14 protein-coding genes are annotated in these 14237 nt (G+C 70.1%); 10 read left to right on the forward strand and 4 right to left on the reverse strand.

The window, feature by feature from the left end; genetic code table 11:
* The first annotated feature begins 21 nt into the window (after window positions 1–21).
* The 3 genes from AC0IY1_RS17700 to AC0IY1_RS17710 all read left to right on the forward strand — a co-directional run bounded on the left by AC0IY1_RS17700 (window position 22) and on the right by AC0IY1_RS17710 (window position 4086).
* A complete protein-coding gene (locus AC0IY1_RS17700; RefSeq protein WP_471771431.1) occupies window positions 22–714 on the forward strand; it encodes a PRC-barrel domain-containing protein in 693 nt (230 codons plus the stop codon).
* A complete protein-coding gene (locus AC0IY1_RS17705) occupies window positions 711–2063 on the forward strand; it encodes an MFS transporter (protein ID WP_055957476.1) in 1353 nt (450 codons plus the stop codon). Before AC0IY1_RS17700 ends, AC0IY1_RS17705 begins: the two co-directional genes overlap by 4 nt.
* Before the next feature lie 256 nt (window positions 2064–2319).
* Window positions 2320–4086 carry an ABC transporter ATP-binding protein gene (locus AC0IY1_RS17710; protein WP_055957479.1) on the forward strand — a complete coding sequence of 589 codons (1767 nt, stop codon included), beginning with the start codon at window positions 2320–2322 and terminating at the stop codon, window positions 4084–4086.
* Between the two features lie 390 nt (window positions 4087–4476).
* Here the strand turns inward: AC0IY1_RS17710 and AC0IY1_RS17715 are convergent, their stop codons facing one another.
* Window positions 4477–5691: a polyhydroxyalkanoate depolymerase gene (locus AC0IY1_RS17715; protein WP_055957482.1), complete on the reverse strand. Its 1215-nt coding sequence runs from the start codon at window positions 5689–5691 to the stop codon at window positions 4477–4479.
* Window positions 5692–6065: 374 nt separating this feature from the next.
* Between AC0IY1_RS17715 and AC0IY1_RS17720 the strand changes: the two genes are divergently transcribed.
* Together AC0IY1_RS17720 and AC0IY1_RS17725 are read left to right on the forward strand one after the other, a co-directional pair.
* Window positions 6066–6722, forward strand: a complete 657-nt coding sequence (locus AC0IY1_RS17720; protein ID WP_055957486.1) for a glutathione S-transferase family protein — start codon at window positions 6066–6068, stop codon at window positions 6720–6722.
* Between the two features lie 221 nt (window positions 6723–6943).
* Window positions 6944–7213 (forward strand): hypothetical protein, encoded by a 270-nt coding sequence (locus AC0IY1_RS17725; RefSeq protein ID WP_055957488.1) that lies wholly within the window; start codon window positions 6944–6946, stop codon window positions 7211–7213.
* Window positions 7214–7338: 125 nt separating this feature from the next.
* Here AC0IY1_RS17725 and AC0IY1_RS17730 read toward each other — a convergent pair whose 3' ends face one another.
* Together AC0IY1_RS17730 and AC0IY1_RS17735 are read right to left on the reverse strand one after the other, a co-directional pair.
* A complete protein-coding gene (locus AC0IY1_RS17730; RefSeq protein ID WP_055957491.1) occupies window positions 7339–8772 on the reverse strand; it encodes an ATP-binding protein in 1434 nt (477 codons plus the stop codon).
* Window positions 8773–8782: 10 nt separating this feature from the next.
* The gene (locus AC0IY1_RS17735) at window positions 8783–9511 is read right to left on the reverse strand and encodes a response regulator (RefSeq protein ID WP_055957686.1); all 729 of its coding nucleotides are present in this window, start codon (window positions 9509–9511) and stop codon (window positions 8783–8785) included.
* Between the two features lie 299 nt (window positions 9512–9810).
* Between AC0IY1_RS17735 and AC0IY1_RS17740 the strand changes: the two genes are divergently transcribed.
* From AC0IY1_RS17740 to AC0IY1_RS17755, 4 genes are all read left to right on the forward strand, one after another.
* Window positions 9811–10089: an accessory factor UbiK family protein gene (locus AC0IY1_RS17740; RefSeq protein ID WP_055957494.1), complete on the forward strand. Its 279-nt coding sequence runs from the start codon at window positions 9811–9813 to the stop codon at window positions 10087–10089.
* 303 nt (window positions 10090–10392) lie between these two features.
* Window positions 10393–10896, forward strand: coding sequence for a type III secretion system chaperone family protein (locus AC0IY1_RS17745; RefSeq protein WP_055957499.1), 504 nt, complete (start codon window positions 10393–10395; stop codon window positions 10894–10896).
* Window positions 10893–11720, forward strand: a complete 828-nt coding sequence (gene proC, locus AC0IY1_RS17750; protein ID WP_055957502.1) for a pyrroline-5-carboxylate reductase — start codon at window positions 10893–10895, stop codon at window positions 11718–11720. The genes AC0IY1_RS17745 and proC overlap by 4 nt, the downstream gene beginning before the upstream one ends.
* 66 nt (window positions 11721–11786) lie before the next feature.
* Window positions 11787–12602 (forward strand): TetR/AcrR family transcriptional regulator, encoded by an 816-nt coding sequence (locus AC0IY1_RS17755; protein WP_471771293.1) that lies wholly within the window; start codon window positions 11787–11789, stop codon window positions 12600–12602.
* Between the two features lie 4 nt (window positions 12603–12606).
* On the opposite strand, the gene AC0IY1_RS17760 is transcribed toward AC0IY1_RS17755, so the two are convergent.
* Entirely contained in the window at window positions 12607–12960 is a 354-nt protein-coding gene (locus AC0IY1_RS17760) for a cupin domain-containing protein (protein ID WP_055957505.1), read from the reverse strand.
* Window positions 12961–13126: 166 nt separating this feature from the next.
* Between AC0IY1_RS17760 and AC0IY1_RS17765 the strand changes: the two genes are divergently transcribed.
* On the forward strand, window positions 13127–14038 hold the full coding sequence (locus tag AC0IY1_RS17765; RefSeq protein ID WP_156375837.1) for a DUF3471 domain-containing protein: 912 nt from the start codon (window positions 13127–13129) through the stop codon (window positions 14036–14038).
* The last annotated feature ends 199 nt before the right edge of the window (window positions 14039–14237 follow it).

Raw genomic sequence — 14237 nt, forward strand, 5'->3', positions numbered from 1 at the left:
TGGCCGGCCCGCCCGCACCGAGTGCGCCCGCCGAACCAGGCGCAGCCGGCGCAAGCCCCCGCACAGCCCGCGCCGGTGCCCGTCCAGCCGGCGGCGCCCGGAACCCCACCCGTGGCCGGCCCGCCCGCACCGAGTGCGCCCGCCGGGGCGCCCGCGACGGGCACGCCCGCCACCGTCCTGGACACCCAGGATTACGAGGGCGTCCTCGGCAAGGCCGTGCGCAGCTCAACCGGCGAGGATATGGGCCGGATCATCGACATCATCCTCGACAAGGACGGGCGTCCGCGCGCGGCCATCATCGATTTCGGCGGCTTCCTCGGGGTCGGCTCCCGCAAGATCGCGGTGGACTGGCGCGCCATGCGCTTCACCACCGACGGCAAGGCGAGCCGGCCGGTCCTCCAGCTCAGCCGCAACCAGGTTCGCGTCTCGCCGGAATACAAGCCGGGCGAGCCGATCGTGGTGCTCGGCCCGGCGAGCCCGGCCGCCCCGGCCGAGGGCGAGCAGGCCGCGGCACCGGCCCAGGGGCCGGTCGCCCCCCCGGCAATCGTCGCGCCGCCTCCGGCCTCCAGCGCCGCCCCGGGCACAGCGCCCACCCCGACCACAACACCTGCCGCGACCACAGCCCCTGCCGCGCCGGTGCCGCCCGCCCCGGCCGCCGCGCCGATGCCTGAGAGAGCGCCGGACAAACCGGCCGAGAAGTCGCCGGATCGATGACGGTTCCGCTTCCGAAGGATCGCCGGGCGCTCAAGCCGCGGGAGGTGGCGCGTCCGGAGTTCCGGCCACGGCCGCTCCCGCGCCGCGACGCCCTCACGGACGACGTCCCGCCGGGGACGGCAGCGGAGAACCCGGCCGACATGAAGGTGATCTCGCGCCGGAGCACGCGCGGCCTCGACGGGTTCGCGTTCTTCGTGGCGAACCTCCAGACCGGCTTCGGACCGTTCCTGGCCGTCTACTTCACCCAGGCGAAGTGGACGCAGTCCGATATCGGCTTCGCGCTGACCGTCGGGAGCCTCGTGAGCCTGCTCGGCCAGGTGCCCGGTGGCGCCTTCGTGGACGCCGTGCGCTCGCGCCGCTTCGCCGCCGGCTTCTCGGTCGTGGCGATCGCGCTGAGCGCCTTCGCGCTGGCCATGTGGCCGAACTTCCTCGTCGTGCTCCTGGCCATGGCCGCCCACTCGGCGGCGAGCTGCATCCTCACCCCCGCCATCGCGGCGATCAGCATCGGCCTCGTCGGGCATGCCCGGGCGGGCGAGCGGCTGGGCCGCAATGCCAGCTTCTCGGCCCTCGGCAATGCCGTGGCCGCCGCCGGCATGGGCGCCTGCGGCTACTACCTCTCGAACGACGCGGTGTTCTACCTCACCGCCGCCCTGATGGTGCCGACCCTGATCGCGCTGTCGCGCATCCGGCCGGAGGAGATCGACGGGCCGGCCCACGCCAAGGCGGCCGGGGCCACCGGCGCGCCGCAGGGCGAGGCCGGCCTGCGCGCCCTCCTCACCAACCGCGCGCTCCTGTGCTTCGGGGCCTGCATGACCCTGTTCTTCCTCGCCAACGCGGCGATGCTGCCGCTGGTGGGCAGCATGCTGACCCTGCGGGCCAGCGAGACCGCCACGGCGCTGATCGCCGCCTGCATCGTCGTGCCCCAGGTCGTCCTCGCGGTCTCGGCGCCCACCATCGGGCGGCTGGCCGAGCGCTGGGGCCGTCGCCCGCTGCTGCTCCTCGGCTTCGCGGCCCTGCCGATCCGCGGACTGCTCTTCGCCTACGTCGACAGCCCGGAACTCCTCGTGGCGGTCCAGATCTTCGACGGCATCTCGGCGGCGGTGTTCGGCGTGATGGTGCCCCTGGTGGTCTCGGACGTCACTCGCAGGACCGGCCACTTCAACCTCGCCCTCGGCGCGGTCGGCACCGCGATGGGCATCGGCGCCGCCCTGTCCACCTCGCTCGCCGGCGTGATGGCGGATCGGCTGGGCAGCCACACCGCCTTCCTCGGCCTCGCGATCGTGGGCTTCGCGGCCTTCGCCCTCGTGGTGCTCATCATGCCCGAGACGCGCCGCGACCCCGCGGTGTAACGTCGGGCGGGTCCAAAGACGGATCCGCGCGGCATCGAATTCGCTTGCCGCTCAAGCGATGTTCAGGTTTGCACGCTAAAACGCGCAAACCTCCGCCCGACACTGCAACGCTTGCGTTTGCTTCGCGTTGCGAGTTCGGGGGGCTCCGAAACCTGTGTGGGGCACGCGCGGGAAACCAGGGTCCGCGAGGACGCCTTAACAGAAGCCGGTCCACCCAACGTCCGGGCGGACCCTCGAAACCGGGACGGTCACCGTGATGGAAGACCTCTGCGTTTATGCCGATAGGCCGTTCGCCTTCGTGGGACGCTATCTGCGCCGACGCGCCCTGCCGCACCTCGTCATCCTGTGCGCCGTGCTCGGCGCCGTCGGATTCTCCGTCAGCACGGACTACGCGCTGAAGGGCGTGGTCGATGCCCTGAGCAAGGGACCGGATGCCGGCCTGATCTGGGGCGCGCTCGCCCTCCTCATCGCCTTCATCGCGGCCGACAACATGCTCTGGCGCGTGGCGAGCCTCGTCGGCTCCTTCACCTTCGTGGGCGTGACCGGCGACATCCGCCGCGACCTGTTCCGGCACATGACCGGGCATTCGCCGACCTTCTTCGCCGACCGCCAGCCCGGCACCCTGGCCTCGCGCATCACCGCGACCTCGAACGCGATCTTCACGGTCGAGAACATGTTCGTGTTCAACGTGATGCCGCCCTGCGTCGCCGCCTTCGGCTCGATCCTCTACATCGGCACCGTCAGCCTCACGATGGCGCTGGTGCTCGCCGGCATCTTCGCCGCCGTGGTGCTGCTGATGTTCAAGATGGCGGCCGCCGGCAAGCCGCTGCACCACGACTTCGCCGCCAAGGCCGCTTCGGTCGACGGCGAGATGGTCGACCTCGTCGGCAACATGCCGCTGGTCCGCGCCTTCTCGGCCTTCAAGCGCGAATACGTCCGCTTCGACGGCACCATCGGCCAGGAGATGCGCTCGCGCCGCTCCTCGCTGCTCTACCTCGAGAAGCTGCGCATCGTACACGCGATCCTCACGGTGCTGGCGGTGCTGGGCCTGCTCTACTGGGCGATCAACCTGTGGGAGAACAAGCAGGCCACCAACGGTCAGGTGGTTCTGGTCTGCACCCTCGGCATCCGCATCCTCGCCGCCACCCGCGACCTCGCCGTGGCGCTGGTGGACGCCACCCAGCACACCGCCCGCCTCTCGGAGGCGCTCCACACCCTGCTGCAGCCGCACGACCTCATCGACCACCCGGAGGCGGAGCCGCTCTCCGGCAGCACGGGCGCCGAGATCACCTTCGACCACGTCGCCTTCTCCTACCCGGACGGCCGCGGGGTGTTCACCGACTTCGACCTCGTGATCCAGCCGGGCCAGCGCGTTGGCCTCGTGGGCAAGTCCGGCGGGGGCAAGTCGACCCTGTTCTCGCTGCTGCAGCGCTTCTACGACGCGCAGGGCGGGCGCCTCCTGATCAACGGCCAGGACATCCAGCGGGTCACGCAGGAATCCCTGCGCGAGGCCATCACGGTGGTGCCGCAGGACGTTTCGATGTTCCATCGGACCTTGCGCGAGAACATCCGCTACGGCCGGCCCGACGCCTCCGACGAGGATGTCTGGAAGGCGGCCGCGGCGGCCCATTGCACCGACTTCATCGAGGCACTGCCGGAAGGCTTCGACACCATCGTGGGCGACCGCGGCGTGAAGCTCTCCGGTGGCCAGCGCCAGCGCATCGCCATCGCGCGGGCCATCCTCAAGGATTCGCCGATCCTGCTCCTCGACGAAGCGACCTCGGCTCTCGACGCCGAGTCCGAGGAGGCGATCCGGCACGCGCTCGCCAACCTGATGGAGGGCCGCACGGTCATCGCGATCGCGCACCGTCTCTCGACCCTGAAGGACTTCGACCGGATCGTGGTGCTCGAGGGCGGCCGCATCATCCAGGACGGCTCGCCCGACAAGCTGACCCACCTCGACGGCTTCTACCGCGAGCTGATGAAGAAGGAATCGATGTCGATGTCGCTCGCGGCCGCCTGAGGGCCGGTCTTCCGCGGTTCGGTCGGGGGGTCCCCGCTGGCGCAGGGCCGGGTTCAGACGGCGAGGAAGTGCGGTCGCCGATACGGATGATCGTCCCGACATCGTTCCCGCAGCACCGCGTCATCCTGGGGCCGCGCAGCGGAGCCCGGGATCCCGATACCCAGGTGGTGCAAGATCCGGCGCTGTCGTGCGGTTCGGGTGTCCGGGCTCGCCTGCGGCGACCCGGAATGACGGCGCGGTTCACGGGCCATCGCCCTGCCGGCGGGGCGAGGGCGTGGGCACCATCGGCGTGCATTGCCGGCCCACTGACCTGCGTCACGCCCACCGAGCCACCAACGGCGTCGGCCGGCGCGAAACGGGGGCGGATGAGAACCGCCCCCGGGGTCGGCGTCAGTTGTGCGACTGGATGAAGTTGCGCACCAGCGGGTAGGTCTGGGTCTCCCACTTGCGGCCCGAGAACACCCCGTAGTGGCCGACGCCGGCCTGGAGGTGATGGCTCTTCATGTGGTGCGGCAGGCTGGTGCAGAGGTCGTGCGCCGCCATGGTCTGGCCCACGGCGCAGATGTCGTCGCGCTCCCCCTCGACCGTCATGAGCGCGGTCTTGCGGATGGCGCCCATGTCGATCGGATTGCCGCGATAGGTGAGCTCGTTCTTGGCCAGGGTGTAGTCCTGGAACACGGTCTTGACCGTCTCGATGTAGAACTCCGCCGCGAGGTCGAGGACGGCGAAATACTCGTCGTAGAAGCCCTCGATCTGGCGCGCCTTCTCGGTCTCTCCGTTGGCGAGATGCCAGAACAGATCGGCATGGCCCTGGACGTGGCGCTTGGCGTTCATCGAGACGAAGGCCGAGACCTGCATGAAGCCCGGATAGACCCGCCGTCCGGCGCCCTTGTGCCGGTCGGGCACGGTGGCGATCAGGTTCTTCTCGAACCACGCGATCGGCTTCGAGGTGGCGAGGTGGTTCACCGAGGTCGGCGAGATCCGGCAATCCACCGGGCCGGCCATCAGCGTCATGCTGCGCGGATGCGCCACGTCCTTCGAATGCGCCATGACGGCCGCGGCGGCCAGCGCCTGCACGGCCGGCTGGCACACGGCGACGAGATGGGCGCCCTCCCCGATTACCCCGAGGAACTGCACGAGGTGGTCGACATAGTCGTCGAAGCCGAACGGGCCGGCGCTCAGCGGCACGTCGCGGGCATTGTGCCAGTCGGTGATGTAGACGTCATGATCGGGCAGCAGGGTCCGCACCGTGCCGCGCAGCAGCGTGGCGAAGTGGCCCGACAGGGGCGCCACCACGAGGACGCGGGGCTGATCGGTGTCGATGTCCTTCTTGAACCGCAGCAGCGTGCCGAACGGTGTCGCGAACGCCGCCTCCTCCGTCACCGGCACCTCGCGGTTGCCCACCATCACGCTGTCGATGCCGTAGGCGGGCCGTGAGAAGGTCAAGCCGGCCCGCATCATCATCCGGGCGCCGGCCGACCACCAGCTCAGCGGCTCCCGGAAGCCGGCCGCGGTCCAGGGCGAGACGGCGTCGTGGACGAGCCGTCCCCAGGCGCGCGTCTGCTCAGCCAGGTCCGACTGGGCATCGAAGGCACGATAGAGCATGCAGCCCGAACTCCTACGCGAACGGTCAAATCGCAGAACGTCCGCGGCAAGCGGGCGCGACGGCAGAGCCGCCGACGATGGGGCGCTAGGCTGCGGCAGGCGGGTCTCGGACGCAACGGTCTTAACGTGTGATATCCTGCGGTTGTTGTGCGTATGCATCACCTCGGATGTGTCGCGTTTCGCGTCGGAATAACTGGTGAACATCGCGCCGCCGGGTGTCGTGACTGTGAAAGGTCAACCTTCGCGATGGGAAAAGGCTCCCGCGTCGGTGGATCCTGCGCCGAGCGCACCGGAAACATCCTGCCTGTCGGGGCTGCGGGCGGCACGAGTCTTGGATCACGTGTCGGCGAGGGACCACCAGGGGGGACGGACCGATGCCCGCGGCAACGCTGACGATTTCAAGCCGGAACTACTCGTCGTGGTCGCTGCGAGGCTGGCTGGTCTGCCGCATGGCCGGCCTCGACTTCGAGACCGAGCTCCTGTCGGGGAACGACGCCTCCACCCGGGCGGAGCTGCTGCACCTGTCGCCCTCGTTCCTCGTGCCCCGCCTGGTCCACGGCGAGATCATCGTCTGGGACACCCTCGCCATCGCCCAGTATCTCAACGAGATCCGTCCGGAGGCGGGGTTCCTGCCGCGCAACGCCGTGGCGCGGGCCCATTGCCGCTCGATCTCGGGCGAGATGCACGGCGGCTTCATCAACCTGCGCTCCGCGCTGCCCATGAACCTCAAGGCGCGCCACACGAACTTCAAGATCTTCAATGGCGCGCGCGGCGACATCGAGCGCATCATCACGATCGTCGACGAGTGCCTGGGGCGCTACGACGGCCCGTTCCTGTTCGGCGAGACCCCGAGCCTTGCCGACGCCATGTACGCCCCCGTCTGCACGCGGTTCCGCACCTACGACGTGAGCCTGACGCGCCGGACCGAAGCCTATCGCAACACCATCCTGGCCTGGCCGCTGATGGCGGAATGGGCGGCCGAAGCGGCGCGGGAGCCCGACGAGATCGAGGAACTCGACATGGAGTTCTGAAGCGCCGAGTTTCAAAGCGCCAAGCTCCGCTCCGAAGCGCCAAGCTCCGAGGCGCGCCCACGTCGAAGCCGCACCGGCGCGGGAAGCCTTCGGCAGCGTCGCCCGCCGTCAAGGTGCGCGGTGGCACGTCGTCCCGGTCGAGCGCTTCCCATATCACTCTCATCGCAGTCGAGACGCAGAGACATACGGTTCTCGTCTCACACAGGAGTGATCATTTTCCAATGAACCATCGTCTTTTCGCCCTCGTTGCTGCAACTGTTCTTGCTGTTGCGGCCCCGGCGACCGGCAGCTTCGCGCGCGATCGGGTTGCACCGGCCTACGGCGATGTGCCGGCCTCGCGCTACGACGACATCACGACGGGTTCGATCCGCTCCTACGACGCCCCGGTGACCGGACGTTGCGCGGACAATTCGGCGAGCCAGGGCAATGCCAACCAGCAGAACTTCCCGGTCCAGCAATATGGCCAGACCTCGGGCGGCCCGCGCTGCTGACGCCCTGATGACGTGAGGCAAGCCGGCGCGAGGCGCACGGCTTCAGAGGAAGGCCCGCCCGCGAGGGGCGGGCCTTTTTCGTGTCTCCCCCCGGAGCGATCACGCCACGGGATTGCTCGGCGTGGTCACTCGGCGGCAGCGCGGTGGTCCGTATCGAGCGCAACGCTCGGCGCGGTGGCCGGGGCGGAGGCGGCCCGCGGCAGCTCGATCCGCGCCGTGAGACCGCGCGGGGTCCGGTTGCGCAGGGTGAAGCGGCCCTCGTGCGAATCCGCGATGGCCAGCACGATGGACAGGCCGAGGCCGAAACCGCTGGCCGTGTCGAGGTTGCGCGCCCGGTCGCCGCGCACGAAGGGCTGGAGCATGGCGTCCCGCTCCGCCTCCGGGATGCCGGGGCCGTCGTCACTGACCTCCACGGCGACACCGCGCTCGGTTTGGGTCACGGTCAGCCGCGCCGCGCCGCCATACTTCACCGCGTTGTCCACGAGGTTCATGATCGCGCGCTGCAGCTCGTCCGGCCGGCCCTGGACCAGCACGTGGCGGGTCTCGTCGACCCGGACATCGGCGCCGATATCGGCGAACTCGTCGGCCACGGTCTGGACGATGGAGGCGAGGTCGACCAGCATTTTCGCGCCGCCTTCCGGGCCGTGGCCGTCCCGGACGAAGGACAGGGCCGCCTCCACGAGGCCGTTCATCTGGTCGAGGTCGCGCAGGGTCATGGTCCGGGCGTGATCATCCTCGATGAACTCGGCGCGCAGGCGCAGGCGCGTGATCGGGGTGCGCAGGTCGTGGCTGATGGCCGCGAGCATCTGGGTACGGTCGTCGATCAGGCGTCGCACGCGGGCCCGCATCCGGTCGAGGGCGCGGGACAGGGTGACGACCTCGCGCGGTCCATTCTCGGGCAGATCCACGAGGTTCATGCGGGTGCCGAACACGTCCGCGGCCTCGGCGAGGCGCGCCAGGGGCGCCGTGAGCGCCCGCGTGGCCCAGAGGCAGATCAGCGAGACGGCCACGCCCAGGAACACGAAGGTGAAGATGATCGCGCCCTGCCGCATGGGCGGGCGGTCGTCGTCCGGCACCAGGGCGGAGAGCCGGGCGCCACCCGGCGTCGCGATGCCGACGCGCACGCCCGCGGTCGCATCCGCCGGGCGCCGGACCGCCCAGAGGTCGGTGATGGCGAGGGGCCGCCCGAAGCCGTCACGCAGGCGCTGGACCATGGAATGGTCGCCGATCCGGTCGCCCGCGGCCGTTTCGGGGCCGGCAATCTCCGGGACGGTGCCGTCCCAGGCCTCGATCCGCAGGGTGGGCAGCATCCGGGCGGCATTGGCGAGCAGCGCCGGACGATCCGCCGGGCTCGCGCCGTCGAGGAGGCGGGAGACCGTGGCGAGGCGGGTGGCGGCCACGCCGGGATGGTCGTCGGGCCGCCAGGGCTCGCGCAGGGTGAAGAACGCCAGGGTCGCCATGGCGTGCGCCAGCACCACGGCGGCGACGATGAGCAGGGCGATCTGCCCGGCGACGCTCGCGGGGACGAGGGCGCGCAGGCGGTTCCACGGGGCCTTCACGAGCGAGCCTTCATGTGCGGGTGACCTCGGGGGTGAAGAGGTAGCCGCCGGAGCGGATGGTGCGGATGATCTCCGGGTTGCGCGGATCCTGCTCGACCTTCTGGCGGATGCGACTGATCAGGACGTCGATGCTGCGCTCGAACGGGCCGGCGGCGCGCCCCTGCGTCAGGTCGAGGAGCTGATCGCGGGAGAGCACCCGGCCGGGACGCAGGCAGAGGGCGTGCAGCAGGTCGAACTCCGCCCCCGTGATGGCGATGCGCGCCTCCTCCGGGCTGAGAAGCTGGCGCAGGGAGACGTCGAGGGTCCAGCCCAGGAAATGCAGGCGACGCACGCCCTCCTCCGCCTCGGCCTCCGGGCCCGAGCCCCGCCGCAGGATCGCGCGGATGCGGGCCAGGAGCTCGCGCGGGTTGAACGGCTTGCCGAGATAGTCGTCGGCGCCGATCTCGAGGCCGATGATCCGGTCGATCTCCTCGGCCTTGGCGGTGAGCATCAGGATGGGGATGCGCGAAGTGGCGCGCAGGCGCCGGCACAGGCTCAGGCCATCCTCGCCCGGAAGCATCAGGTCGAGGACGACGAGGTCGACCCGGGCGTCGGCCAGGACCTTGTCCATGGCCGCCCCGTCCCCGGCGAGGCTGACCCGGCACTCGTTGGCGCGCAGGTAGCGGGCGACGAGGGCGCTGATCTCGCGATCGTCTTCCACGAGGAGGATGTGCGGATGGGTCGTGGTCGTCTGCGTCATGGTCCCGAGCATCGCGGCTCCCTCCGCATCCGGGGCCGGCGCCCGGACCCCATGCGGATCTGTCAACGCGCGAGTATGCGCCGACGCGCACGGAGTTCGAAGGGCCGGCGCGGCGGGGATTTGTAAATGCCTGTTTCGGACCGCCCCGCCGGACAGGGCCGGAAACATCCCCGTCGGGGCTCCCAAAGCACCGGCGCGGATTGCCGGGACGCCCGGGGATTCTTATGTCGTGGCGCACAGGCGCCGGTCTCGTGGCCGTCACGGACGGATGGCGGCCTCACTGCTCCCGGGAGACGACGATGCAAGGCTCGAACCGGCTGTTCGACGATTTCGCCCGCCTGATGACCGATGCCGCCGGAGCCGCGCAGGGTGTGCGCCGCGAGGCGGAGACGGTGTTCAAGGCCCAGGTCGAGCGCCTGATCCGCGACATGGACATCGCCTCCCGCGAGGAGCTCGACGTGCTGCGCGACCTCGTCTCGGCCCTGCGCAGCCAGAACGACGCCCTGGCCGCCCGGGTCACCGCCCTGGAGGCGAAACTCGGCGCCGATCCGGTGGCCGGAGCCAGCGAGGCGATCTGATTCCAGGTTGATTCGCAGGGGCTCCGGCCCCGCCACGCTTGTGCACAGGAAGGAACGGTGGACGGTCGCTTTCCTGTTCACCGGCTTCCCGGGCCGCTTTGAAACGCGAGTCCGGCACGGTCTATAGTGGGTCATGACCTGATTCGCTCCTGCCCCGAACCGCTCTGAACCGAACAGAATCGCCGCCTGCCACACCCTTCCGGGTGGGCGCGGAGCAAGTCCGGAACAGAGTGCCGACGGTCACCGGAACGAGTTTCACAACGACTTCGCCGATCTTCGACGAGATCGACACACTGGACCGCCATGACCCAACTCCACATCGAAGATCACGATCGGCACGAGCATCCCCTCGACATCGTCGAGCGCCTCGCGTCGCTGCGCGACTGGATCTTCGACCGGGCCGAGACCGACGAGATGTCCGTCTCCGTCGCCGGGCGCTGGGCCGACTACCACGTGGCGTTCACCTGGATCGAGGACGTGGAGGCGCTCCACGTCGCTTCCGCCTTCGACCTCAAGGTGCCGGAGCGCCGGCGCACCGAGATCCTGACCTTGGTCTCCCTGGTCAACGAGCAGCTGTGGGTCGGGCATTTCGACCTGTGGTCCACCGACAACGTCGTGATGTTCCGCCACTCGCTGCTGCTGACCGGCGGCGCCGCCCCGACCCAGGGCCAGTGCACCATGATGCTGAAGTCGGCGGTCGATGCCTGCGAGCGCTACTACCAGGCCTTCCAGTTCGTGCTCTGGGCGGGCAAGTCCGCCCGCGAGGCGCTCGACGCGGTGCTGTTCGAGACCGAAGGCGAGGCGTGAGCGCGCCCGTCGACGCCGCCCTCCCCGCCTCCCTCACCCTGGTGGGGGCCGGCAAGATGGGGGGGGCCATGCTCGCCGGCTGGCTGGCAGGCGGGCTCGACCCGGCCCGCACCACCGTTCTCGATCCGCAGGCCTCGCCCGAGATGCAGGCGCTCTGCGCCGAACGCGGGCTCGCCCTGAACCCCGCCGCCCCCCCGGTCGCCGACGCCCTGGTGCTCGCCATGAAGCCGCAGGGGCTGGAGGGCGCCGCACCCGCGCTGGCGCCGCTGATCGGCCCCGGAACCCTCGTCGTGTCGATCCTGGCCGGCAAGACCATCGCCAACCTGCGCGACCGGCTGCCCGGCGCCCGCGCCATCGTGCGGGCGATGCCGAACCTGCCCGCCAGCATCGGCCGGGGAGCCACCGGTGCGGTGGCCAGCCCGGAGGTCGATGACCGGCAGCGGGCGCAGGCGCACGCGCTCCTCGCCAGCGTCGGCCTGGTGGAGTGGCTCGACGACGAGGGGCTGATCGACGCCCTGACGGCGGTGTCGGGGTCCGGCCCCGCCTACGTCTTCCTCCTGGCCGAGGTGATGGCCGAGGCGGGCATCGCCGCCGGACTGCCCGCGGACATGGCCACGCGCCTCGCCCGCGAGACCGTCTCGGGGGCCGCCGCGCTCCTCGCGGCCAATCCTCGCGACGCCGCGCTGCTGCGCCGGGACGTAACCTCGCCGGGCGGGACCACGGCTGAGGCCCTCGCCGTGCTGATGCGCGACGGCGGCCTGCCGGACCTGATGCGCGAGGCCGTGGACGCGGCGCGGCGCCGCGCCGGAGCCCTCGCGGGCTGAGCCGGCCCTGACGATCCGGCCGCGGGACCCTACATGAAGGCCTGATTGGACGAGGATCGCACGACCATGGCCAAACGCCCCGGCTCTCCCAAGCCCGAAACCGACACGCACGAGTCTCACCCGCAGGAATCGGATGCCACCGGTACCGTGGCGGTGTCTGCCCCTGCCGAGAAGGCGCTGCCCCCGCGCGAGGCGGCGGTCGAGGCGCTGATGCGGCTCGCAGCCGAGCAGCCCTGGAACGACATCGAGGTCGGCGACATCGCCCGGGAGGCCGGCCTCACGCTGGCGGAGTTCCGCGACCTGTTCCCGTCGAAGGGCGCCGTTCTCGGAGGTCTGTCGCGTCTCATCGATCGCAAGGTGCTGGAGGGCGACAATACCGATCTCGCCGACGAGCCGACCCGCGAGCGCCTGTTCGACGTGCTGATGCGCCGCCTCGACGCGATGACGCCCTACAAGGACGCCCTGCGCCGGATCTCCTACGCCCTGCGCGGCGATCCGCTGTCGATGCTCGCCTTGAACGGGGTCGCGCTGAACTCGCACCGCTTCATGCTGGCCGCCGCCGGCATCAACACCGAGGGGCCCCTCGGCCGTCTCAAGCTCCAGGGCGTGGTCATCGCCTTCGCCCGCACGGTGGAGGTCTGGCTCGACGACGAAGATCCGGCCCTGGCCCGTACCATGGCGCGCCTCGACAAGGAGATTCGCAACGGCGAGCGCTTCATGGAGCGCGCCGACGATGCTCGCCGCCTCACGGCCCCCTTCCGGGCACTCGGGCGCTCGCTGCTCGATCGGGGTGGCCGCGCGCGCCGGGAACGGCACGCGGCGGACGACCGCAACGAGGATGCGGGCAATCCCCTCGGCGGCGATCCGGCCGCCGCGATCTGAAGCGCTAGTCCCCGGCCGGGCGGTCGGTCTCGCCGAGATGAACGGCGAGCCAGACCGTCGGCCGGTCGGGATCGGTGAAGGTGACCCGGTGCACGCACCCGGCCGGGATGAACAGGGTGTCACCCGGCGAGAGCGCGATCTCCGCACCCGCCATCGCGACGCGGGCCGCACCGGCAAGAAGCAGCACCCACTCGTCATGGGCCTGTTGGTAGGGCATGTCCGGCGGCGTGACCTGACCCTGCGAGACGATGCGCTCGATCCGGCAGCCCGGCCGCACGAGGAGTTCGGTGAAGACCTCGCCCGCCGCGGCGTCGGGCAGGTCCGCGAGCAGATTGCCCGCGTGGGCGGGGCGGGTCATGTGCCGAGTCCTCTTGCCGTTTTGCGGGTCCGATCCTAGCATCGCCTCGGCCTCCGGATAGGCCAACGGTCCGCGTAAAGGGCTCAGCCCATTCGTCGTTGTCTGATCATTCCCCGACTTCCTGCCCGAGAACGCGGACAAAGGGCGCTGAGGAAGGAAGGATTCGATGACGGCTACACTTTTATCGGGCGCCGCTCCCGTGCGTGCACTCCCCGTCCGCCCCAACCTCGAACACCTGCGCAACGAAGCCAAGTCGCGGTTGAAGCAGGAGCGCGCCACCGACCCGACGGCGCAGCTCGCGACGGCGCAACGCGATCTCGCCCGTGACTACGGTTTCCCTAGTTGGCGCCGTCTCTTGGCTGAAGTCCGGAAGTTGACCGAGGGGCTGACGGAGACCGGCAAAGAACGCATGGAGCGGCTCAGGATCGAGCAGGCGCGTCCGCGAACGGAAGTCCCGATCGATCCGACGGTCGTGGACGGATATCTCGGCTTCTACGAACTGACTCCAACGATTATCCTCGTAGTCCAGCGCGACCAAAACGATCTTATCGTCCGCCTCACCGGACAGGCGTTCTGCGCGATCGTGCCCGAAAGCCGTCGGAAGTTTTTCTATCGAAACAGCACCATCCAGGCACAGATCAGCTTCACCGTTGGTCCGGATGGCATTGCGACCGCCGCCACCCTTCATCAGAACGGGCTCGAACAGACGTCTCCGCGGATTACGGGAGACCGGGCGAACGCCATCGAGGCACGGCGGGAGGCGCGGCAGGCTGCGAATACGCCGGCCCCCGGAAGTGAAGCGGCGCTGCGGCGGATCATCGAGGCCACCCAGCAGGGCAGGCCGGAACTCGCGCGTATGAGCAAGCCGCTCGCACGGGCGTTCGACGAACAGTTGCCCGACAACTTGAGGACGGTGAGATCCTGGGGCGATCTCGTGTCGGTCGACTTCAAGGGCGTCTCTCGCATCGACGACAGCGATGTCTTCACCGTCGTCTTCTCCGCCGCAGAGAGCGAATGGCGGCTCACCATGAACGGCCCCGAGACGATCGAGAGCGCCAGCTTCCGATTGACGCCCTAGGACAGGTCCGGCGCGAGCTGCGCATCAGCGGCGGCGGCAGGGCGTCCCTGCCGCCGTACCGCACCGCGCAGCCGGCCGTCAGCCCCGTCCGAGGAGCCGATGGACCTGCCAGGTCAGCATCATGCTGGCCACCATCAGGGTGGCGTACAGGAGGTGGAGATAAAGCGGTGCGTCGTGCATCGGCTCGAACCCGTGGGCT

The sequence above is a fragment of the Methylobacterium sp. AC690 genome, assembly GCF_979256535.1.